The sequence below is a fragment of the Dietzia sp. UCD-THP genome (assembly GCF_000349585.1).
Classification (GTDB): domain Bacteria; phylum Actinomycetota; class Actinomycetes; order Mycobacteriales; family Mycobacteriaceae; genus Dietzia; species Dietzia natronolimnaea_A.
Map to the genome: position 1 here is coordinate 65,891 of NZ_KB714655.1, position 21,072 is coordinate 86,962.

Sequence of the window (21,072 nt, forward strand, 5' to 3'; positions counted from 1 at the left end):
GGCGGGAGCCGGCCGGGTGGGCGCCGGGCCTTCCCGCCCCGGCGCTCCCCTCAGCCCTCCCCGGTGGAGGTCTCGGCGCGTGGCAGACAGGCACGCGCCCGCTCGTCCAAGCCCATCGTGAGGGTCTCGCCCGCGGGGACCGTCACCGCCTGCCCCTGCACGGTGCAGTCGAAATCCGCACCGTTGAGGTTGACGATCGTGATCTCCGTGTGGGTGCACCGGACCCGCACGTGTGTCCCGCGCACGGTCAGCCGGAACGTCAACGCGCCCCATTCGGCCGGCACCCGGGGGTCGAACGAGATGTCGCCGCGGTAGTCGCGCATCCCGCCGAACCCGCTCACGAGCGCCGACCACACCCCGCCCGCCGAGGCCACGTGGATCCCGTGGGCGGCGTTACCGTGCACGTCCGCCAGGTCCACCACGAGCGCCTTGGAGAAGTGCTCGAACGCCTCGTCGCAGTACCCGATCTCGGCGGCGATGATCGACTGCACGACCGCCGAGAGAGTGGAGTCACCCGTGGTGAGCGGGTCGTAGTACTCGAAGTTGGCCCGCTTATGCTCCTCGGTGAACTCGTCGCCGCGCAGGAACATCGCCAGCACCACGTCCGCCTGCTTGAGGACCTGGTGCCGGTAGATCACCAGAGGGTGGAAGTGCAGCAGCAGCGGGCGACGCGGGTGCTCTAGATCCTGGTCCCAGACCTCCTTGGCCAGGAAGTCCTGGTCCTGCGGGTGCACCCCGAGGGTCTCGTCGTAGGCGATCACCATGTTCTCGGCGGCACGCCGCCATTCCGCGATCTCGCCGTCGTCGATCTTCAGCCGCCGGCAGATCGCCGCCCACCGGCCGTCACCCAGTTCGGCGATGCGCTTGCAGGCGACGGCCGCCGCCGCCAGGTTGAACCGCGCCATGGCATTGGTGAACAGGTTGTTGTCCACCACGGTGGTGTACTCGTCGGGCCCGGTGACGCCGTGGATGTTGAAGCACCCGTCGTCGGCGAAGAACCCGAGCGAGACCCACATCCGCGCGGTCTCTACCAGCACGTCCACGCCCTCGCGGATCATGAACTCCTGGTCCCCGGTGGCCCACAGGTACTTGACCATGGCGTGCGCGATGTCGGCGTTGATGTGGTACTGCGCGGTGCCGGCCTCGTAGTAGGCGGAGGCCTCCTCACCGTTGATCGTCCGCCACGGGTAGAGAGCGCCGTTCACGGACAGGAAGCGGGCGCGGGCGCGGGCCTTGTCGAGCATCGAATACCGGAAGCGCAGGGCGTTCCGGGCGAAGCGCGGCATCGTGTAGGTGAGGAACGGCAGGACGTAGGTCTCGGTGTCCCAGAAGTAGTGTCCCGAGTAGCCGCTGCCGGTGACGCCCTTCGCGGCGATCCCGTAGGTCTCGGCGCGCGCGGAGGCCTGGGCCAGCTGGAACAGGTTGAAGCGGATGGCCTGCTGGGTCTCGGGCGGGCCGTCGACCTCCACGTCCCCGCGGTGCCAGAAGTGGTCGTACCAGTCGCGCTGTGTGCGCTGCAGGTCCTCGACGCCGCGGTCGCGGGCCCGGGACAGGGTGCGGGCGCACCGGTCGGCGAGTTCGCCGGCGGGCACCTTCTCGGAGGTGTGGTACGCCGCCAGCTTGGTGAGCCTCAGGACGCGACCGGGGGTGGCGTGGGCGTGGTAGACGACCTTGGAGGCGTCGTCGTCGCTCTCCACGCTCATGTCGATCTCGTCCTCGGTCTCGACCACGTGGTCCACGGCCACGGCGATCGACATCCCGGAGTTGGCGCAGCGGTACCCGTGAACCTGGTATCCGCGCTGGCCGTCGGAGACCACGGGCTCGAGCACGCGGTGGTCGAAGCCGTCCGACCGGCGCGGATCGAACCCCTCGGGCGCGGCCTCGGCGGAGTGGTACTCGTCCTCGCCGTCCTGCCGGTTGAGGACCTGCGAGGAGATCACGACCGGCGCCGGCTCCTCGGGTAGCTCGATCTCGTAGGTCATCACCGCGAGGTGCTTCTCCACCATCGAGACCATGCGGGTGGTGCGGATGACCACCTTCTTGCCGGCCGGCGTGCGCCAGGTCAGCTCACGGCGCAGGATGCCGTCCCGGAAGTCGATGCTGCGCTCGTAGTGCTCGAGGTCGGCCTCGCTCACACGGAGCGGCTCGTCGTCGACGTAGACGCGGATGGTCTTGGTGTCCGGGGCCTCCACCATGGTCTGGCCCTCGCGCGCCAACCCGAAGGCGTCCTCGGCGTGCTTGATGTGCCAGGTCTCGTGGAACCCGTTGACGTAGGTGCCGTGGGTGTGGGAGTCGCGGCCCTCCTCCGGGTTGCCGCGCATGCCCAGGTAACCGTTGGCCACGGCGAACTGCGTCTCCGAGACCCCCAGCGCGGAGGCCTTGGGGCTGGTCTCCACCCAGCGCCACGGGTCCACCGGGTGCGTGGAGCGGTTGATCTCCGGCACCTCGAGGTGACTGCGGAGGTTGACGCCGTAGGTCGTCCGGATGTTGCCGGGCACGGACTGCCCGATCGTGTCGTGGACCGGGCCGCGCCCGGGTGGGACGGGTGTCATGACCGTGCCTCCGTCAGCCCGGGGATGAGGTCCGCCAGGTCGTCGACGACGAGGTCCGCACCCTCCCGGAGCAGTACCTCGCGCCCCGCGCCGCGATCCACACCGATGACGCGCGCGAACCCGCCGGCGGCGCCGGCCTGCACACCCGAGACGGCGTCCTCGATCACCGCGCAGCGGCCCGCCGGCACGCCCAGTAGTTCGGCGCCCCGGAGGTAGGTGTCGGGTCGGGGCTTGCCGGGGATCCGATCAGCCTGGGCCACCAGGCCGTCGACGATGACCTCGAAGCGGTCCAGCAGTCCCGCCGCCTCGAGCACGGGGCGCGCGTTCTTGGAGCTGGAGACCACGCAGGAGGCGATCCCGGCGGCGTCGAGGGCGTCGAGGTAGGCGACCGACCCCGGGTAGGGCTCGATTCCCTCATCGAGCAGCTCGCGGAAGACGAGGTTCTTACGCAACCCCAATTCGCTGACGGTGTCCGCGTCGGGCAGGTCCTCGTCGTCGCCCTCGGGCAGGGTGATGCCGCGCGCGGCGAGCATCGACGCGATGCCCTCCACACGGGGTTTGCCGTCGATGTAGCGGAAGTAGTCAACGTCCGAGTAGGGGTCGATCCCGCGCTCGGCGAAGTAGGCGGAGAACATTCGATTCCACGCCTGCATGTGCTTCTCGGCGGTCGGGGTGATGACCCCGTCCAGGTCGAAGAGCACGGCATCGATGCCGTGATGGTCCATGTCGCATCCTGCTTCCGGGTCGGTGGGCCGATCGGGCTCAACCGGTGACGCATCAAGGGTAAACACCCGACCCGGGGACCGAGCTCATTACCTCCCCCCGTGCGGTCCATCTCACTGACCCGCGGGGGTGTAGGGCGGGACACCACGGCTCCATGCGGGCCACAATGCACCGTTGTCGGGTACCCGGTGGCACTATGGTCGATGACTCTGTACTAGAAGGAGAGAGATGCGACTTCGCACCCGCAATCCCCGCCGTGTCGCGATCGCCGGCCTCGCACTGGTCACCGCGGCCGCACTGACGGCCTGCACGTCCGACGACGAAGGGAACGGCGACGCCTCGGGCGACGCCCAGACCACGACGACCGTCAACGAGTCCGCGCCCCAGGCACCTCTCGACCAGCTGGTCCTGTCCGAGGGCGAGGCCCCCGGCGGCGGTGTGGTGCAGGTGATCGAGCCGGCTCTCCTCCAGGAGGCGGTCGACAAGCTCGTCGCCGACCAGGGCAAGCAGCTCATGGAGGACCCGGCGTGCGACAGGGTCTCCCGACTGGAGACGGTCTCGAACTTCGCGACCACCGACGGCCTGACCGCGGCGGTGCGGTACAAGCAGTCGGAGGAAGACGAGACCGAGCACCGTTTCGGGATCGGCATGGTCGGCGAGAAGCTCGACGACTTCATGGACCGCTCGCTGTACGAGGCCTGCACCTCGTCGCGCAGCACCACCAACCCGGACGTCGAGCTGGTCATGACCGTGGAGGACGCCCCGGCCCTCGAAGGCGTCGAGGGCTTCCGGGTGACCAGCGACTTCATCACCACCCGGCCCGACGGCACCCGTTCGCTGAGCCGGGCCATCGCGATCCACGGCTACACCCGCGAGACCACGGTGAGCGTGGAGTACGCGGCCCGCGGCAACGACCCGGCGGCCGACCCGGTCCTGCCCTCGGCGGACGGCGCGCTGGATGCCATCTACCAGGCGCAGATGGCCAAGATCGCGACGGCCGAATAGCAGGCCCGCGGGCCCGCTGCCGGCATCCGTCGCCCGCTGACCGGCCATCGAGAAGAGCGTTCCGCGCACGTCGCCCGAGAGGCGGTGTGCGGAACGCTCTTTTCGTTGGCCCGGGCCTGACGCCGGCCGGGACGACCTGGGCCTGACGCCGGCAGAGCCGACCGGGCCGGGCGGCGCCCTACAGGTTGATCATGTGGCCGCTGACGCCCTCGACGGCCTCCTTCATGGCCTCCGACAGGGTCGGGTGGGTGTGCACGTTGCGCGCCACGTCCTCGGCGGTGAGGTCCCACATCTGCGCCAGGGTCAACTCGGGCAGCAGCTCGGAGACGTCGGGGCCGATGAGGTGGGCACCGAGCAGTTCGCCGTGCGTCCCGTCGGCCACGACCTTGACGAACCCGACCGCGTGGCCGAGCCCGTGGGCCTTGCCGTTGGCGGAGAAGGGGAACTTGCCCACCTTGACGTCGAAGCCCTCGTCGCGGGCCTGGGCCTCGGTGAGCCCGAACGAGGCCACCTGCGGCTGGCAGAAGGTGGCGCGCGGCATCATCCGGTAGTCGCCCAGCGTCTGCGTCTGGGCACCCGCCATGGTCTCGGCTGCCACGACTCCCTGCGCCTCGGCCACGTGGGCCAGCTGCAGCTTGGCTGTGACGTCGCCGAGGGCGTAGATACCCTTGACGTTGGTCCGCATGTTGTCGTCGATGGCGATGGCGCCGCGATCGGTGAGCTCGACGCCGGTCTTGTCCAGGCCGTAGCCCTCGACGCGGGGCGCGAACCCCACGGCCATCAGCACCTTGTCCACGGTCAGAGTCTGGGACTTGCCCTCCTCACCGTTCTTTTCGACCTCCACCTCCACCGAGTCGCCGTTGTCGGTGACCTTGGTGGTCTTGTGCCCGGTCAGGACCTTCACGCCGAGCTTCTTGTAGTGCTTGGCGATCTCCTTGGAGACCTCCTCGTCCTCGTTCGGCAGGAGACGGTCCATGAACTCGACGATCGTCACCTCGACGCCGTAGTTGGACATGACGTAGGCGAACTCCATGCCGATGGCCCCGGCGCCGACGATCACGACCGAGTCCGGCAGCTCACGGGAGAGGATCTGGTCCTCGTAGTCCACCACGTTCTCGCTCAGCTCGATCCCCGGCAGCGTCTTGACCACGGAGCCGGTGGCGATGATGCAGTTGTCGAACGTGTACGAGGTGCCGTCGACCTCGATCGTCTTGTCGTCGGTGAAGGTACCGAAGCCGTCGATCTCGGTGATCTTGTTCTTCTTCATGAGGAAGTGGACACCCTTGACGATGTTGTCCGAGACCTTGCGGCTCCGGTCGTGGGCCACCCCGTAGTCGAAGGAGACGTCTCCGGAGATCCCGAACGTCTTGGCGTCACGCAGCACGGTGTTGGCCAGCTCGGCGTTGCGCAGGAGCGCCTTCGAGGGGATGCACCCGACGTTGAGGCACACGCCGCCCCAGTATTTCTCCTCGATCACGGCCACCTTGAGGCCGAGCTGCGAGGCGCGGATCGCGGCGACGTAGCCACCGGGGCCCGCGCCGAGGACGATGAGGTCGTAATGAGTGTCAGCCACGACACACAGGGTAGCGCTCCCGATGGCCGCCGAGCGGCGGAGCGGCGCGGAACCCCACCCGAAATGAGCGTCGCCGCCTCCTCCCGGGGGGAGGGGCGGCGACGATGCCCGAGTGGGGTGCGCTCAGGACAGGTTGCCCAGGACCGACTTGAGAGCCGTGGTGACGAGGCCGCCGATGGCCACGGCGATCTGATCCGTGATGGTGTCGGTCGAGCTGCCGCTGAGCGAACCGGGCTCGCCCGAGCCGCTGCTGAGGATGTCGGTGAGGGAACCCATTGTGTATCTCCGTTTATCGAGTGCATTCCCGAGGATTTCGGGAATGGCCGGGTCAGGCGACCCCTGCATGGCGTTGATGGTACTGACGCTACGCCCCGGTAACAAGAGCCTGTGGATTTCTTACACCGGTTCAGCTGCCGACGGGCCGCACACGGCATCATCGGGGCATGAACCCATCCGCGTCGCCCGACCCGTTCCTGCATCTCGAGGACGTCGACTCCGCCGGGGCCCTCGAGTGGGTCCGGGAACGGAGCGACCGGACCGTGGCGGCGCTCGCCACCGGGCCGGAGGCCGAGACCGCGTACGCCCGAGCCCTGGAGATCCTCGACGCCTCGGACCGCATCGCCTGGCCGGTCCTGCGCGGCCACCACGCCTACACCCTCTGGCGGGACGCCGACCATCCCCGCGGCCTGTGGCGACGGGTGCCGTGGTCCGTGCTCTCGCGTGGCGCCCCGGGCGTCGACCACCCGGCCTGGGAGACCCTCGTGGACGTGGACGCCCTGGCCGCCGAGGAGGAGGTCAACTGGGTCTACTCGGGCACGGTGGTCCGGCGCCCCGCGGACGACAGGGCGCTCATCCGGCTGTCCCGCGGGGGCGCGGACGCGGTGGAGGTCCGCGAGTTCGACCTGACCACCCGCCGGTTCGTCCCCGAGGCCGAGGGCGGGTTCCGAGTGTCGGAGGCCAAGAGTTCAGTGTCCTGGGTGGACCGGGACACACTGCTGCTGTCTTCACCACTGGACTCGGAGGGAGCGGACGCCACCGACTCCGGCTACCCGCGCCTGGCGAGGGTGTGGCACCGCGGGTCCGACCCGCTCGACGCCCCGGTCATCTTCTCCGGGCGGACGCAGGACGTGGCGGTGGGGGCCTCGTACGACCTCACCTCGGGCCGGTACACGGCCAGTCGCGCCCCCGATTTCCACTCCTCCGAGGAGTGGTTCTGGTCCCCGGGGGCCGATCCCGCCGCGACGGCGCCCCGCCGGGTGCCGGTGCCCGAGGACTGCCGGGTGAGTTCCTGCGGGGACTGGCTACTGCTGCGCCCGCGCACCGACCTCGAGGTTGCGGGCCGATCCCACCCCGGCGGCTCGGTCCTCGTGGTTCCGTGGGCCGCCGTGGACGCCGATCCCTCGCGGCTGCCCGAGCCCGTGGTCCTGTTCTCCCCCACCCCCTCCACCACGGTCGAGGACGTGACCTGGGGCCGGGGCCGGATCCTGCTGACGATCCTCGACGACGCCGAGTCCCGTCTCGAGGCGTACTCGATCCCGGGATCCGCGGACGGGGCCTGGGAGCCCCGCCCGATCGAGGGACTACCGGACCACGTGTCGGTGGACGTGCTGTCGTGCGACCGCCTGTCCGGCCGGGGCGATGTCGGGAGTGAGGACGGGAGTGACGACGACGAGCGCCCCCACCCCGACGACGCCGTCCTGGCGGTCTCCGGTCCGATCGTCCCGCCCTCGCTGGTGTTGCTCCGCGCGGACGGCACCACCACCACGCTCGGGTCCACCCCGGACCGTTTCGACACCACCGGGATCGAGGTCACCCGTCACACGGCTGTGAGTGACGACGGCACCTCGGTGCCCTACACCGTGATGCGCGGCCCCGGGCCCGACGGGCCCAGGCCGACCATCCTCTACGGCTACGGCGGTTTCGAGGTGTCGATGCGACCGTCGTACGCGGCCCTGCGCGGGGCGCTGTGGCTCACCGGAGGCGGCACCTACGTGGTGGCGGGGATCCGGGGCGGCGGCGAGTACGGGCCCTCGTGGCATCAGTCCGCCGTCCGGGAGAACCGGCCCCGCGCGTTCGAGGACTTCGCGGCCGTCGCCCGGGCCCTCGTCACCACCGGCGTCACCACCCGCGACCAGCTGGGCGCGACCGGCGGGTCCAACGGCGGCCTGCTCATGGGTGTGATGCTCACCCGCTATCCGGAGCTGTTCGGGGCCCTCGCGATCGCGGTCCCGCTCCTGGACATGCGGCGCTACCACCTGCTGCTCGCCGGCGCGTCCTGGATGGCCGAGTACGGCGACCCCGACTCGGAGGACTGGGACGATTTCCTGGGCGCCTACTCGCCGTACCAGCACGTCCGGCCGGCCTCCGAACGCCCGTACCCCCCGGTCCTCATGACCACCTCTACCCGGGACGACCGTGTCCACCCGGGTCACGCCCGCAAGATGACGGCCGCGCTCGAGGCGGCCGGGCACGAGGTCGCCTACTACGAGAACGTCGAGGGCGGCCACGCCGGCGCCGCCGACAACTCGCAGGAGGCCCGGAAAGCGGTGCTCACGTACGAGTTCTTCAGGCGCCGGCTGCCTCGTCGTCGTCCCCCGACGGGCTGAGCGCCACCTCCCGGTCCATCCATGCCAGCACCCGGGCGACCACCTGGGCGGGTGTGCGCGCCCACGTGTTGTGGCCCAGCGGTTCCGGCTCCAACTCGAGACTCGTCCGGGCAGCGGGGAGCATCGCCAGCAGCCCGCGAGCCGCGCTCTCGGGGGCGAGCGGGTCGTCGGCGATCACCACCGCGAGCGCGGGCACCGTCACGCGGGTCAGACCCTCCCGGTAGTCGAGGTCGGCGCGCGCCGGCTGCATGCTCCCCCGGGCCGCGAGACGGGACCAGTCGCTGATGCGATCGGCGGGGATCCGACCGCTCGCGCCGAAGAACCGTCCCGGGACGTGTCCCGCCAGCGATCCGATGGCGGGCAGGAGGATCGAGCCCGCTCGCAATCGCCGTCCGACGCGGCGGGGGTACCCGCGGTGGAACGGGGACTGCGCCGCCACCGCCACCAGGCCCGCCACCCGGGGATCGCGCCGCGCCAGGTGGTACACCCCGATCTGTGCGCCCATGCTGTGGCCCAGCAGCACCACCCGCCGGGCGCCGAGCTCGCGCTGCATCGCGTCCAGCGCCAGCGGGACGTCCTCGGCGGCGCTCTCGTGGTATCCGGCCGCTCCCCCGCCGCGGCCGATGCGGTGGGTGCTCTCGCCCTGGCCCCTCAGCTCGGTGATCGCCACGTCCACCCCTGCCGCGGCCAACGCCCTGGCCAGCGGGAGGTAGTACCTGGCGCCGACCGCGATACCGGGCAGGACCAGGACGGCGGGCCTGGTCCGATCCGGGACGGCGGACTCCACCATGAGCAGCGGGCTCGTGCTGCCATCGGTGTGGCGGAGCTCGGTACGGCGCGGGTCGTCCGTCTTGGTCATGCGTACAGTTTGCCAGTGGCCCACTTTCGGAGCCCACTCCAGGGGGGCCTCCCGCCGCCATCCGCGGCGAATGAGAACGGACCCCGCCCCACCATGGTGGTGGGACGGGGTCCGTCGGGTCCGGGACCCGAGGTCGCCGGTGCGTCAGCCGATCAGATCGGGCCGTAGCGCGCGTTCATGGCCTGGGCCATCATCGGCCAGGACTGCTTGAGGTCGTCCTGCCAGTAGCCCCACGAGTGCGTGCCGTTGGGCGCGAAGTCGAAGTGGGCCGGGATCTGCAGCTCGGCGAACCGGCGGGCGAGGTTGGCCGTGCAGTACTGCGTGGCCGCCTCGATGATGCCGCCGACGATCGCCTGGTTGGCCAGGGCCGGGATGCTGTTGCGCAGGCGCCAGTTCTCCAGGGTCTCGTGCGGCCCGGGCAGGCCGTTGCCGGTGGAGATGAACATGGCCGGCAGGGTGCCGTTGTCGCGCTGGGCGACGAACTTGGGCGCCTGGGCGACCGGGTCGTTGGCCACCCAGCCCGGACCGGGGTAGGGGCCCCACATGTTGTCAAGGTTCGCCCCGCCACGCATGCCGGTGACGATGTTGATGAACTGGTTGCCGATCGGGGTCGAGGTCTCGGCGCATCCCGAGTACGAGCCGATGGCCTGGAAGCGGCCGGGGTGGTTCTGGGCGATCGTCAGGACCGACGTGGCGGTCATGGAGATCGCGGCGAGGCTGCGCTTGCGGTTCGGGTAGTTCCCGCCGTACCGGCCCTCGAAAAGATCCGGGAGTTCCCTGGCGAGGTAGGTCTCGAACGCCATCGGGCGGTCGGTCTCGCGGGCGAAGCGGGTCTGGACGTTGGGATCGTGGCGCTGCCAGTCCGTGTAATAGGAGAAGGCACCACCGATCGGGGTGACGGTCCAGACGTCCTTGTCCGCCATGAAGGCGCGGACGTCCGACTGTGCCTGCCAGGTGGCCGAGTCCTCTCCACCACCGGCGCCGTTGACGAGGTAGAGCACCGGCGCGCCGTTGTTCCCGTCACGCGGGCGCTGCACGATGTTCGGGACCTCGATGGCCATCTTGTCCGACCACACCGAGACGATCAGTCGACCGTCGGGGAGCTGGGTCTCGACGACCTTGTTCTGGGCGGTGGCCTTGGTGTACTGGATGTTTCCACCCTGTGCCTGGGCCGTGCCCGTGGCAACGACGGGGACCATGGCCGCGGCGATGGACGCCGCAGCGACCTTGGTGCCCAACCGACCGCTCTTGACTGAACGCATATTCCGACGCCTAACCTTCTCGTTGTTCACAGACGGACTCGGGCAGACCCGCATTGCACAGCTAACCCGATTCCCAGTAGTCACACAAGACCCACTAAGCACACTCCCGGCGGAAGCACGCCTGTAGGGCCGAGTCTCGCGCCCGCGGGGCACTCATCCGAGGATTCCATACCCGGGCGGCCCGTCGGTAACCGCGGGACCACCCTTGCGGTTCACGTCAACATTATCGACGCCATTCGGCCCGCCGTTACCGATATGAACAAATTCCTATACAACCTTCGGGGCCCGGGCCCGGGCGCCACACCGGTCGAGACACGAGAAAGGGCCCCGGGCACAGCCCGGAGCCCCCATCCCGTTCGGCCGAAAGACTCAGGCCATGAAGCCGGCGTCGAAGGCCTTCTGGAAGTCGCCGCCGAGGAAGTAGCCGATCCCCTTGACGATGTTGTTGGTGTTGCCGACCAGGCCGCCCGCGAGGTCGACGATGCCGTCCTTGCCGAAGATGTCGCCGACGGAACCGAGATCGATGCCCATATTGTTCTCCCTTAAAGTTGCAATCCGGCGAGATCCGGATCAGTGGATGATGCTGAGATCGGCTGCTGTGCGCCGCAGCCGGGGCGTTCGCGCCGGAGCGCTACGGCAGTAGCTGATCAGAGGCCGGTGACGTCCACGTCGCCGCCACCGAGGCTGCCGAGCGCGTTCATGAAACCGTCGCCCTGGATGGAACCGGTGAAGCCGACGACGCCGTCGATGAGGTTCTTGACCGCGGTGAGGGCGGCGCTGATGGCGCTGAAGTCAGGCATGTGTGTCTCCCTTTGAAAGTGGTGCCCCGGCTCATGGGGCCAGAGTCAGAGTAATCTGAGCGACTCCGATGTCAATTGTGACGTCCGTCTCCCCCCCGCCAAGGTGACGACGAGGCGAACTGAGGCCACCCTTAGTGGTCCAGATCACGGATGCGAGGAAATCCTAACATCCGTTCTCAGCTGCGAAAACCCCTCAAACGAATGCGCATACGCTGTTGCGTTAGCTTCTCCTCACCCTGGCGTGAGCGCACTGACTGTTCACCCCCGGGACATCTCGGTTTCCCGGGCTTCCCCGCACCCACCAATGCGGCCCGCGCGAGGGAGATCGCGCGGGCCGCTCCTCGTGCCGGGGGCATGGCCGCCCCCGGCAGGCTCAGGTCACCACATCATGAAGCCGCCGGCGAGGGCCTCCTCGAAGTCTCCTCCGGTGAAGTAGGCCAGGCCGGAGAAGAGGTCTCCGAACGCGCCGAGGAAGTCGTTGACAAAGCCGAGGGCGTCACTGACGCCGATGAGGGATCCGAACTCGGGGAAGAACATGGTGCACTCCTGGGTCTGCTGGGTGTGTGTCTCTGGAGAAGGTGACTCTGGGATCGGCCGGCGGGATCAGTCGGCGCTGATGCTCGACAGTGCATCGAAGAAGTCGTTCATGCCCCCCTCGCCTCCCAGCGACCCGGTGAATGTGACGACGGCTCCGAGGATGTCGGTGATCCCTCCGAAGAGGTCTGACAGCTGACCGAAGTCGGGCATGGTGTTCTCCGTTCTCGTGCGCTCACGGCGCCCTCTGAGGCGCCTGTCAGCGACTCTAAAAAGAGACACATGTCCATCACAATGGACGAAACCGCACCTTAACCGCAGATCACAGCCTCTTTACGCGAAGCCCGATAGATTACGTCGGTGTTACGTCCCGCCACGGAAATGGTGTGTGCGCCACCACGGACGAGGTGGGGGCGAGCAGGCCCGGGCGGGGTGCGCGAAATGAGGGAAAGGCCGTGGCCCGCACCGGAAAGACTCTCCGGTGCGGGCCACGGCCCCACTGCATGGTCGGGCTGGACTAGAAGCCCATGCCACCCATCTCGTCGCCACCCGGCATGGCGGGCGAGGCGGGCTCGGGCTTGTCGGCCACGACGGCCTCCGTGGTGAGGAACAGCGCCGCGATCGAGGCGGCGTTCTGCAGGGCGGAGCGGGTCACCTTGACCGGGTCGTTGATACCGGCCTCCAGGAGGTCCTGGTACTCGCCGGTGGCCGCGTTGAGGCCCTGGGCCCCCGGGAGGCTGCGGACCTTCTCCGCCACGACGCCGGGCTCGAGGCCGGCGTTGAAGGCGATCTGCTTGAGCGGGGCGCTCAGCGCGAACTTGACGATCTTCGCGCCGGTGGCCTCCTCGCCCTCGAGGGACAGTCCGTCGACGGCGACCTCGGACTTGACCAGGGCGACGCCACCGCCGGCGACGATGCCCTCCTCGACCGCGGCCTTGGCGTTGCGGACCGCGTCCTCGATGCGGTGCTTGCGCTCCTTGAGCTCGACCTCGGTGGCCGCGCCCGCCTTGATGACGGCGACGCCGCCGGCGAGCTTCGCGAGACGCTCCTGGAGCTTCTCGCGGTCGTAGTCCGAGTCGGAGTTCTCGATCTCGGCGCGGATCTGGTTGACCCGTCCCTCGATCTGGCCCTGGTCTCCCGAGCCCTCGACGATGGTGGTCTCGTCCTTGGTCACGACGACCTTGCGCGCCTTGCCGAGCATCGAGATGTCAGCGGTCTCGAGCGAGAGGCCGACCTCCTCGGAGATGACCTGACCGCCGGTGAGGATCGCGATGTCCTGCAGCATGGCCTTGCGCCGGTCACCGAAGCCCGGGGCCTTGACGGCGACGGACTTGAAGGTGCCGCGGATCTTGTTGACGACGAGCGTGGACAGCGCCTCGCCCTCGACGTCCTCGGCGATGATGAGCAGCGACTTGCCCTCGCCGATGACCTTCTCCAGCAGCGGGAGGAGGTCCTTGACGGTGGAGACCTTGCCCGAGACCAGCAGGACGTACGGATCCTCCATGACCGCCTCCTGGCGCTCGGGATCCGTCATGAAGTACTGCGAGATGTAGCCCTTGTCGAAGCGCATGCCCTCGGTGAGCTCGAGGTCCAGGCCGAAGGTCTGGGACTCCTCGACCGTGATCACGCCCTCCTTGCCGACCTTGTCCATCGCCTGCGCGATGAGCTCGCCGATCGCCGGGTCGGCGGCGGAGATACCGGCGGTCGCGGCGATCTGCTCCTTGGTCTCGATCTCCTTGGCGGAGTCGATCAGGTGCGCTGTGACGGCCTCGACGGCCTTCTCGATCCCGCGCTTGATGCCCATGGGGTTCGCACCGGCGGCCACGTTGCGCAGGCCCTCGCGCACGAGCGCCTGGGCCAGGACGGTGGCGGTGGTGGTGCCGTCGCCCGCGACGTCGTCGGTCTTCTTGGCGACCTCCTTGACGAGCTCCGCACCGATCTTCTCGTACGGGTCCTCGAGCTCGATCTCCTTGGCGATGGAGACGCCGTCGTTGGTGATCGTGGGGGCGCCCCACTTCTTCTCCAGCACGACGTTGCGCCCCTTGGGGCCGAGCGTGACCTTGACGGCGTCGGCGAGCTGGTTGAGACCGCTCTCCAAGCCGCGGCGGGCCTCTTCATCGAACGCGATCATCTTTGCCATTGGGTGAATCATCCTCCGGGTGTGGGGTGACACGTATGTGGTCGGCGTCGGCGCCCGCGACGGACGGTGCGGACCGTGTCAGATCCGCGCCTCACCTTGCGACCTCAGTTCAGGTGTTACTGGCACTCAGGGTAGCCGAGTGCCAAGCGCTTTTCTAGCACTCGCCCCCCACGAGTGCAAAGGGCGCACGGCCCTGTTCGCGACGGGCGAACGACACGCGCACCGGGGCCCGGTCCCCTACGATCGAGACTCGATCCCGCCCACACCCTTCGGAAGGCCTTCCATGTCCCCCGAGTCCGCGCCCGTCGACACCATCGAGAGCTCGATCGAGATCGACGCCCCACCCGCCAGGGTCTGGGAGGTCGTCTCCGAGGTCCGCAACGCACCCCAGTGGAGCACCCAGGCGTACCAGGTCGTCGCGCTCGGCGGTCGCACGACCGCCGGCACCCGAGCACTCAACATCAACAGGCGCGGCCCCCTGTTCTGGCCCACCACCAGCCGGGTCGTGGAGTTCGAACCCGGCCGCCGGTTCGCCAACCGCATCACCGAGAACACCACCGTCTGGGTCTTCGAGCTCGACCCCCTCCCGGGAGGGGGGACCCGGCTCACCGAGCGCCGCGAGGTCCCGAGCGGACTGACCTTCATCTCGACGTTCCTCACCGAGAAGCTCTTCGGCGGTCAGCCCTCGTTCACCAAGGAGATGGACAGGGGCGTGTCGACCTCCCTGAAGAGGATCAAGGCGCTCGTCGAGCAGGGCTGACCCGCATGTCCGGGGTAGGCGTCGCCGCGGGGGTCCGGAGCGGGATCTCGACGGTCGTCGCGGGCTGCCTCACGGCGGCGCTCACCGGGTGCGCGCTCTGGGGCGACAGCCCGGACCCCGACACCCCCGACCGCGAGGAACCCGGCCCCACCCTGGCCGCGGGTCCGCCGCCCGGCGGATGGCAGGACGTGCGCAGTCCGACCGGGTTGGTCTACTCGGTCCCGCCCGACTGGGAGGTGGGCGACCCGTTCGGCGCACCCGCGCCGGGTGACACGGACGTCCCGCAGGACCCGGGGTCGGACTGGGGTTCGGGGTACGTCACCACGGCCAACGCGATCGCCGACCGCGGCTACTGCGCCGCGTCAGGGCTGTCGTTCCGCACCCTGTCCGGCATCAGCACGCTGCTCCCGGGCGACGCACGCGAGCAGGCCGAGTCCGCCTCGCGCGCCATGGCGGACTCGATCGACCGCCGCTTCACCAGGAACGGCGCCGACGTCCCGGTGCCCGAGGCCCGCAGCATCGGCGTCTCGGGGGTTCCCGCGTGGTACGTCTCGCTCCGAGGCGCGGTCCGGCCACCCCGCGACTCCTGCACCCCGCCGACCATCCGGTTCGACACGATCGCGGTGTCGACGAGAGCGACGGACGGATCTCCCGCCTCGATCGTGTTCGTCCTGATGTCCGACGAGGACGAGCCGGGGGTCCAGCCGGAGGCGACGATCGATGCCGTGGTGGCGTCCCTGCGCTACGACAACTCGGTCTGACCCCCTCCGACCAGGGCTACGCCGACCCTGGTTACGCCGACCCGGGTCACCCAGGCGGCTCAGGTCGCTCAGGCCGCGGTGACCTCGTCGGCCACGGGGACTCCCGGCACCTCACCGAGCCAGGCCCGGTCACCCCGGGCCCAGGCCCACCCGGCAGCGGCGGCGGAATCGCCCTCCGCCACCGCGAGAGCCCGGTCGACGAGCGGAACACCGGGCCCGTCGGCCACCTGGATGCGCAGGGCGCCCCCGGCGCGCTCGTATCGGAACCATCGGTCCTCGTCGACGTCCAGCTCGAGCCGGTCCCCCTCCACCTCGAGCGCGCGCACCAGCTGCTCCAACAGTTCGTGCGTCACCCACGGCAGGGTCCCGTGCGGCCGACCGCGGACGGCGTGGTCGGTGATGCCGGCGCCGGCGGTGGTGGGCCGGCGGTGGACGTCGATGTCGATCCGCACGCGCGGATCGGCCACCAGCCCGAGTTCCGGAGTGGTCACCAGGAGTTGGTGGGGGGCGGCGTACCGCATCACCGCGTTGACCACCAGGGGCCGGGTGATCACCCCGGGATGGATCACCACACCGACGCCCTCGATGTGCGGCCGCCGGGTGAGTGCGCCGGTCTCGCCCACCGCGTCCGCCTCGGGAAAGCGGGTACTGACCTGGTCGCGGAGCTCGAGGAGATCGGCCCGGACGTGGTCGGGGAGATCATCGAGGTGGGCCGCGTCGCGACAGGCCGGATCAGCTGGGGTGACGACGATCACGTAGCTCATGACGGACACTGTACTTCATTCCCGGTTCACCTTCCGTTCACCTTGGTCGCGAGTTGTTCATCTCGAAACTAGGCTGACCCCATGTCCGCCTCCTCCCCGTTCCGGGCCCCACACCCGTCTCTGACCCCGCTCGCCGACGCGGTGGTCGCGCAGCTCGGTCGCGCCCGCACCGACCTCGCCGAGCTGGTGGCACTGCCGTCGGTTCACGGCTCCGAACCGGAGGCGTGTGCGCGGGCCTGCGAACTGGTCCGCAGGTTGCTCGGTGAGCTGCCGGTGCCCGGCCTGGGTCCGGACGCCGTGGAGGTCGTCGAGACCTCGGACGGCTCGCGGGCGGTGTTCGCCCACCGTCCCGCCGCCCCGGGCCGCCCCACCGTGCTCCTCTACAGTCACTACGACGTGCAACCCGCCGGCGATCCCGACGAGTGGACCACCCCGCCATGGGAGCTCACCGAGCGTGACGGCCGCTGGTACGGCCGCGGGGCCGCCGACTGCAAGGGCAACCTGGTCGCCCACCTCACCGCGCTGCGAGCCCTGGCCGCCCTGGGCGGGGTGGACGGCAGGGAGCACGACGACGACGAGGCGCGCACCGGCCGACAGGGCCCGCCGGACCCGCTGAACGGTCTGGGGATCAGGATCGTCGTCGAGGGCTCGGAGGAGACCGGCGGCGGGGGACTGGACGATCTGGTGGCCACGCGGCCCGACCTCGTGGACGCCGACGCGATCCTCATCGCGGACTCCGGGAACGTCTCGGTGGGCGTGCCCACGCTCACGACGAGTCTCCGGGGGATCGCGAACGTCGTCGTCGTCGTGGACACCCTCGAGGCCGGGGTCCACTCGGGACAGTTCGGTGGCGCGGCGCCCGACGCCCTGGGCGCGCTCGTGGCGATCCTGGCCTCGCTCCGGGACCCCGGGACCGGCGCCACGACCGTCGACGGCCTGGACTTCTCCGGACGATGGACCGGGCAGCCCTATCCCGAGGAGTCCTTCCGCGCCGACGCCGGGATCCTCGACGGGGTGGACCCGTCGACGGCCGCCCCGGTGGCCGATCTGGTGTGGTCGCGCCCGGCGGTCACGGTGCTGGGGATCGACTGCCCACCGGTCGAGGGTGCGATCGCCGCCGTCCAGCCGCGGGCCCGCGCCCTGGTCAACCTCCGCGTCCCGCCCGGCACGGACCCTGTCGAGGCGCAGGATCTCCTCGCGGCGCACATCGAGCGACGCCGCCCCTGGAACGCTCGCGTGTCGGTGGAGAGGGAGACGGTCGGGTACCCGTTCAGTTCGGTCCCCGCGGGAGGCTCGGACGCCGTACACGACCTGCTCTCGGAGTGCCTCGCGCAGGCGTACGGGGCGGCGGGCGTGGCGGAGGTCGGCTCAGGCGGGTCGATCCCGCTGTGTACGGCTCTGCGCGAGGCCCATCCACGGGCCGGTATCGCGCTGTTCGGTGTGGAGGATCCGGCCGCCGCGATCCACTCACCGGACGAGAGCGTGGATCCGCGGGAGATCGAGCGCATCGCGCTGGCCGAGGCGGCGTTCCTCCAGCGCTTCCGCTGACCCCGGGGGCCACGCGCTGGTGCGTGGCGCGGCCGAAACGAGGCCCCGACGAGGCCCTGACAAGGCCCTGACGAGGCCGTGACGAGGCCGTGACGGAATCGGCGATACGCTCGCACGCGTGAACCCCCGCCCGGACCTGGACCTGACCCTGCGCCTCTCGGCCTCCGCCGCCGATTCCCGCCGGGGCATCGTCCGGGCGCACCCGGAGGTGATCCTGGCACTGGGGATGCGGGAGTGGGACGCCCTCGAGATCGTGGGCGCGCGCACGACGGCGGCCGTGGTCGCCGCCGCCGCGACCGGTGCCCCCAGCGGGATCCTGGTGGTGGACGAGGTGATCGCCGCCAACTGCGGTCTGGGCGGGGACGCGCGGGTGACCGTCCGGGCCGCCCGGGTCACCGGCGCCCAGTCCGTCGAGGTCCAGGGCCTGCCGCCCGCGGGACGGGGCGTGGGCGAGCGGGTACTGCGGTCCGCGCTGCTGGGCAAGGTGCTGCGCGTGGGTGACTCCGTGACACTGCTGCCCCGCGACCTCGGCCCAGACTTCCCCACCGGAGACACCTCCCGCACCCTGCGCAACACCATGGGGGCGCAGTGGAGCACCGCGCTGCTCACCGTCACCGCGACGGTGCCGGACGGGGTGGTCTCCGTCCAGCCCACGACCGCGGTGGTCGCCGCGGGAACCGCGGGAGCCGCAGGAGCCGCTGGATCATCGGGCCCCGGTCGCGGTGTGACGACGGCGAGCGCCCGTGGTGACTCGCCACGCTCGGCGGACAACTCTGGCGACCCCGCCCCGGACCCGACGATCACCGCCGTCGACCGACGGGACCTGGTGGGGTTCGCCGACCAGGCGGAGGTGCTGGAGCAGTGGCTCACCCTCGCCCTGGATCGGGCGGACCTGTTGCGCACACTGGGCACCTCACCGCACCTCGGGGTGTTGATCGCGGGACCGCCCGGCGTCGGCAAGGCCACGTTGGTGCGGTCGGTCGCGGCGGGCCGGCGGCTCGAGGTGCTCGACGGTCCGTCCGTGGGGTCCCTGGACGCGGCGGGTCGGCTCGAGGCCGTCCGGGCCGCGGCCGAACGGGCCAGGGAGAACGGCGGGATCCTGCTCGTCACCGACGTGGATGCACTCCTGCCGGCGCAGACCGAACCGGTGTCCACCCTGGTGCTGGACCGGCTGCGCTCGGTGGTCGCGCACCCGGGATCGGTGCTGGTGGCCACCTGTGTGCGTCCCGAGGACGCCGACTCCCGGCTGCGGGAGCCCGACATCTGCGATCGCGTGCTGGACCTGCCGCTGCCCGGCGCCGCCGACCGCGCCGCGCTGCTGGGGGTGCTCCTGCGGGACGTGCCCACCGGCGAACTCGACCTGCCCGCGGTGGCGGACCGGACGCCCGGGTACGTGGCGGGCGACCTGAGGGCGTTGGCCCGCGAGGCCGCCCTGCGCGCCGCGGGCCGGGCCACGGAACGGGCGACAGACCGGTCCACTGGCCGGGCGACGGACCGGGCCACGGACCGAGACGGCGAGAGCGCTCCGGACGGCGGGGCCGTCACGGTGCGCCTCGAGCAGGAGGACCTTCTCGGCGCGATCACCGTGATCCGGCCGCTCTCCCGCTCGGGGACCGAGGAGCTGAGTCTGGGATCGATCACGCTGGACGACGTCGGCGACATGGAGGAGGTCCGTCAGGCCCTCACCGAGACGGTCCTGTGGCCGCTCCAACACCGCGACTCCTTCGAGCGCCTGGGAGTCCAACCCCCGCGAGGGGTGCTGCTCTACGGGCCCCCCGGGTGCGGGAAGACCTTCGTCGTCCGGGCGCTCGCCGCGAGTGGCCGCCTCACGGTGCACATGGTCAAAGGCGCCGAACTCATGGACAAGTGGGTCGGCTCGTCGGAGAAGGCGGTGCGGGACCTGTTCCGCAAGGCTCGGGACTCGGCTCCGTCGCTGGTCTTCCTCGACGAGATCGACGCCCTGGCGCCCCGCAGGGGCCAGTCCGGGGACTCCGGTGTCGGCGATCGCCTGGTGGCCGCACTGCTCACCGAGCTCGACGGCGCCGAGCCGCTGGGCGACGTGGTGATCCTCGGCGCGACCAACCGTCCCGAACTCATCGACCCGGCGCTGCTGCGGCCGGGCAGGCTCGAACGTCTCGTCTTTGTCCCCCCACCGGACGCCGAGGCGCGGGCCGACATCCTCCGCGCCTCCGGTCGCAGCGTGCCGCTGGCCGACGACGTGGACCTGGCCGCGCTCGCCGCGGATCTGGACGGGTACTCCGCGGCGGACTGCGCCGCGCTCCTCCGCGAGTCGGCCCTCACCGCCATGCGACGCGACATCGACGCGGCGGAGGTCACCGCGGACGATGTGGCCCGCGCGCGGCGGGTGGTCCCGCCCTCCCTCGACCCCGAGCAGGTCGAGAGCCTGCGCCTGTACGCCGAGCGACGGGAGTCCTAGGACCGGTGCCGGGAGGTCGGAGCTCGCGCTCGGGCCGGCTTGTCGCCGGCCGCCCCGCCGTCTAGACTCTCCCGCCATGCGGAAGATTCTCGTAGTAACCGGACGTAACGGGGCCTGAAGACCGGCACCCCCGTTGCGTGGTTGCTCGATCTCCGTCGGTCTCCGAACCGACGTCTGAGACGAGAACACCATGCGCACCACCACACCAGACCACTCGGCCGGTCTTTCCACCCGGTCGGACTCCTGCCCCTTCGCCGAGCGGTTCGGGCGCCGCCTGCCGCGCGGCTTCGCCGATGAGGCGGAGACACTGGACTGGCGGGAGCTGCTCGACACCTACGCACCGTCGACCGACCACTTCCACCTGGCCGACTTCTCGCGCCGCCCGCTGGGCCGTGGGATCTTCGCCTACGAGGCGATCCTGGCCACCCGGGATCCCTCCGCGCCGGGTGAGTTCACCGCCCACCGCCTGACGACCGAGTCCTGCGGGGACCTCACCGCCATGTCCGAGATGCTGGGCCGGGTCGGGGCCCGCGTGGAGATCGAGCGTTTCCACCAGTACGAGGGCGAGGCGTTCGACGGGTCCGAGTCCTGGTGCACGATCCTGAGGGCCACCTGCGGCCGCCGTGCGACCTGGGCCATGGGTTTCGGGCGGTCCCCTTCCGAGGCCTCCATCGCCGCACTCCTGAGCGCGGCCACCGTACTCCACCTGCGCTGAAAAGGGTCGCGTCGGAGGCCTTCTGTAAACTTC

At 70.4% G+C, this 21,072-nt stretch carries 19 protein-coding genes; 7 read left to right on the plus strand and 12 right to left on the minus strand.

The features are described 5' to 3' along the window. Positions 1-50 precede the first annotated feature (50 nt). Both H483_RS33925 and H483_RS33930 read right to left on the minus strand, forming a co-directional pair. Positions 51-2,552 carry a glycoside hydrolase family 65 protein gene (locus tag H483_RS33925; protein WP_017837813.1) on the minus strand — a complete coding sequence of 834 codons (2,502 nt, stop codon included), beginning with the start codon at positions 2,550-2,552 and terminating at the stop codon, positions 51-53. Beyond that, the gene (locus tag H483_RS33930) at positions 2,549-3,277 is read right to left on the minus strand and encodes an HAD family phosphatase (RefSeq protein WP_017837814.1); all 729 of its coding nucleotides are present in this window, start codon (positions 3,275-3,277) and stop codon (positions 2,549-2,551) included. The genes H483_RS33925 and H483_RS33930 overlap by 4 nt, the downstream gene beginning before the upstream one ends. A gap of 226 nt (positions 3,278-3,503) precedes the next feature. On the opposite strand from H483_RS33930, the gene H483_RS33935 reads away from it, so the two are divergent. Beyond that, positions 3,504-4,280: a hypothetical protein gene (locus H483_RS33935; RefSeq protein ID WP_017837815.1), complete on the plus strand. Its 777-nt coding sequence runs from the start codon at positions 3,504-3,506 to the stop codon at positions 4,278-4,280. A gap of 178 nt (positions 4,281-4,458) precedes the next feature. On the opposite strand, the gene lpdA is transcribed toward H483_RS33935, so the two are convergent. Next, on the minus strand, positions 4,459-5,853 hold the full coding sequence (lpdA, locus tag H483_RS33940) for a dihydrolipoyl dehydrogenase (RefSeq protein WP_017837816.1): 1,395 nt from the start codon (positions 5,851-5,853) through the stop codon (positions 4,459-4,461). A gap of 123 nt (positions 5,854-5,976) precedes the next feature. Then, a complete protein-coding gene (locus H483_RS39680; protein ID WP_017837817.1) occupies positions 5,977-6,129 on the minus strand; it encodes a hypothetical protein in 153 nt (50 codons plus the stop codon). A gap of 134 nt (positions 6,130-6,263) precedes the next feature. Between H483_RS39680 and H483_RS33945 the strand changes: the two genes are divergently transcribed. Then, entirely contained in the window at positions 6,264-8,459 is a 2,196-nt protein-coding gene (locus H483_RS33945; RefSeq protein ID WP_256378856.1) for a prolyl oligopeptidase family protein, read from the plus strand. Here H483_RS33945 and H483_RS33950 read toward each other — a convergent pair. The 7 genes from H483_RS33950 to groL all read right to left on the minus strand — a co-directional run bounded on the left by H483_RS33950 (position 8,419) and on the right by groL (position 14,054). Continuing rightward, positions 8,419-9,318: an alpha/beta fold hydrolase gene (locus H483_RS33950; protein ID WP_017837819.1), complete on the minus strand. Its 900-nt coding sequence runs from the start codon at positions 9,316-9,318 to the stop codon at positions 8,419-8,421. The genes H483_RS33945 and H483_RS33950 overlap by 41 nt on opposite strands. Positions 9,319-9,470: 152 nt before the next feature. Continuing rightward, positions 9,471-10,580: an alpha/beta hydrolase family protein gene (locus tag H483_RS33955; protein WP_017837820.1), complete on the minus strand. Its 1,110-nt coding sequence runs from the start codon at positions 10,578-10,580 to the stop codon at positions 9,471-9,473. Between the two features lie 369 nt (positions 10,581-10,949). Next, a complete protein-coding gene (locus tag H483_RS39685; RefSeq protein ID WP_017837821.1) occupies positions 10,950-11,111 on the minus strand; it encodes a hypothetical protein in 162 nt (53 codons plus the stop codon). 116 nt (positions 11,112-11,227) lie between these two features. Then, the gene (locus tag H483_RS39690) at positions 11,228-11,380 is read right to left on the minus strand and encodes a hypothetical protein (RefSeq protein ID WP_017837822.1); all 153 of its coding nucleotides are present in this window, start codon (positions 11,378-11,380) and stop codon (positions 11,228-11,230) included. Between the two features lie 378 nt (positions 11,381-11,758). Continuing rightward, on the minus strand, positions 11,759-11,917 hold the full coding sequence (locus H483_RS39695) for a hypothetical protein (RefSeq protein ID WP_017837823.1): 159 nt from the start codon (positions 11,915-11,917) through the stop codon (positions 11,759-11,761). Between the two features lie 66 nt (positions 11,918-11,983). Then, the gene (locus tag H483_RS39700; RefSeq protein WP_017837824.1) at positions 11,984-12,127 is read right to left on the minus strand and encodes a hypothetical protein; all 144 of its coding nucleotides are present in this window, start codon (positions 12,125-12,127) and stop codon (positions 11,984-11,986) included. A gap of 304 nt (positions 12,128-12,431) precedes the next feature. Continuing rightward, on the minus strand, positions 12,432-14,054 hold the full coding sequence (gene groL, locus H483_RS33960) for a chaperonin GroEL (protein ID WP_017837825.1): 1,623 nt from the start codon (positions 14,052-14,054) through the stop codon (positions 12,432-12,434). Positions 14,055-14,337: 283 nt separating this feature from the next. Between groL and H483_RS33965 the strand changes: the two genes are divergently transcribed. Together H483_RS33965 and H483_RS33970 are read left to right on the plus strand one after the other, a co-directional pair. Next, positions 14,338-14,814: an SRPBCC family protein gene (locus H483_RS33965; protein ID WP_017837826.1), complete on the plus strand. Its 477-nt coding sequence runs from the start codon at positions 14,338-14,340 to the stop codon at positions 14,812-14,814. A gap of 5 nt (positions 14,815-14,819) precedes the next feature. Then, positions 14,820-15,575, plus strand: a complete 756-nt coding sequence (locus H483_RS33970; RefSeq protein ID WP_017837827.1) for a hypothetical protein — start codon at positions 14,820-14,822, stop codon at positions 15,573-15,575. 68 nt (positions 15,576-15,643) lie between these two features. Here the strand turns inward: H483_RS33970 and H483_RS33975 are convergent, their stop codons facing one another. Continuing rightward, positions 15,644-16,339: a hypothetical protein gene (locus H483_RS33975; protein WP_031265072.1), complete on the minus strand. Its 696-nt coding sequence runs from the start codon at positions 16,337-16,339 to the stop codon at positions 15,644-15,646. A gap of 81 nt (positions 16,340-16,420) precedes the next feature. Here H483_RS33975 and H483_RS33980 point away from each other — a divergent pair, with 81 nt between their 5' ends. From H483_RS33980 to H483_RS33990, 3 genes are all read left to right on the plus strand, one after another. Beyond that, a complete protein-coding gene (locus tag H483_RS33980) occupies positions 16,421-17,887 on the plus strand; it encodes a M20/M25/M40 family metallo-hydrolase (RefSeq protein ID WP_017837829.1) in 1,467 nt (488 codons plus the stop codon). A 118-nt stretch (positions 17,888-18,005) separates the two neighbouring features. Then, positions 18,006-20,324, plus strand: a complete 2,319-nt coding sequence (locus H483_RS33985; protein WP_017837830.1) for an AAA family ATPase — start codon at positions 18,006-18,008, stop codon at positions 20,322-20,324. A gap of 190 nt (positions 20,325-20,514) precedes the next feature. Next, entirely contained in the window at positions 20,515-21,039 is a 525-nt protein-coding gene (locus H483_RS33990) for a hypothetical protein (RefSeq protein WP_017837831.1), read from the plus strand. The last annotated feature ends 33 nt before the right edge of the window (positions 21,040-21,072 follow it).

Excerpts from the sequence above, each read along its gene's own strand:
- H483_RS33965 (WP_017837826.1), top strand. The coding sequence starts at position 14,338 with ATGTCCCCCGAGTCCGCGCCCGTCGACACCATCGAGAGCTCGATCGAG.
- H483_RS33970 (WP_017837827.1), top strand. The coding sequence starts at position 14,820 with ATGTCCGGGGTAGGCGTCGCCGCGGGGGTCCGGAGCGGGATCTCGACG.
- H483_RS39695 (WP_017837823.1), bottom strand. The coding sequence starts at position 11,917 with ATGTTCTTCCCCGAGTTCGGATCCCTCATCGGCGTCAGTGACGCCCTC.
- H483_RS33955 (WP_017837820.1), bottom strand. The coding sequence starts at position 10,580 with ATGCGTTCAGTCAAGAGCGGTCGGTTGGGCACCAAGGTCGCTGCGGCG.
- H483_RS33925 (WP_017837813.1), bottom strand. The coding sequence starts at position 2,552 with ATGACACCCGTCCCACCCGGGCGCGGCCCGGTCCACGACACGATCGGG.
- H483_RS39685 (WP_017837821.1), bottom strand. The coding sequence starts at position 11,111 with ATGGGCATCGATCTCGGTTCCGTCGGCGACATCTTCGGCAAGGACGGC.
- H483_RS33950 (WP_017837819.1), bottom strand. The coding sequence starts at position 9,318 with ATGACCAAGACGGACGACCCGCGCCGTACCGAGCTCCGCCACACCGAT.
- H483_RS33980 (WP_017837829.1), top strand. The coding sequence starts at position 16,421 with ATGTCCGCCTCCTCCCCGTTCCGGGCCCCACACCCGTCTCTGACCCCG.
- H483_RS39680 (WP_017837817.1), bottom strand. The coding sequence starts at position 6,129 with ATGGGTTCCCTCACCGACATCCTCAGCAGCGGCTCGGGCGAGCCCGGT.
- H483_RS33935 (WP_017837815.1), top strand. The coding sequence starts at position 3,504 with ATGCGACTTCGCACCCGCAATCCCCGCCGTGTCGCGATCGCCGGCCTC.
- H483_RS39700 (WP_017837824.1), bottom strand. The coding sequence starts at position 12,127 with ATGCCCGACTTCGGTCAGCTGTCAGACCTCTTCGGAGGGATCACCGAC.
- H483_RS39690 (WP_017837822.1), bottom strand. The coding sequence starts at position 11,380 with ATGCCTGACTTCAGCGCCATCAGCGCCGCCCTCACCGCGGTCAAGAAC.
- H483_RS33975 (WP_031265072.1), bottom strand. The coding sequence starts at position 16,339 with ATGAGCTACGTGATCGTCGTCACCCCAGCTGATCCGGCCTGTCGCGAC.
- groL (WP_017837825.1), bottom strand. The coding sequence starts at position 14,054 with ATGGCAAAGATGATCGCGTTCGATGAAGAGGCCCGCCGCGGCTTGGAG.
- H483_RS33990 (WP_017837831.1), top strand. The coding sequence starts at position 20,515 with ATGCGCACCACCACACCAGACCACTCGGCCGGTCTTTCCACCCGGTCG.
- H483_RS33930 (WP_017837814.1), bottom strand. The coding sequence starts at position 3,277 with ATGGACCATCACGGCATCGATGCCGTGCTCTTCGACCTGGACGGGGTC.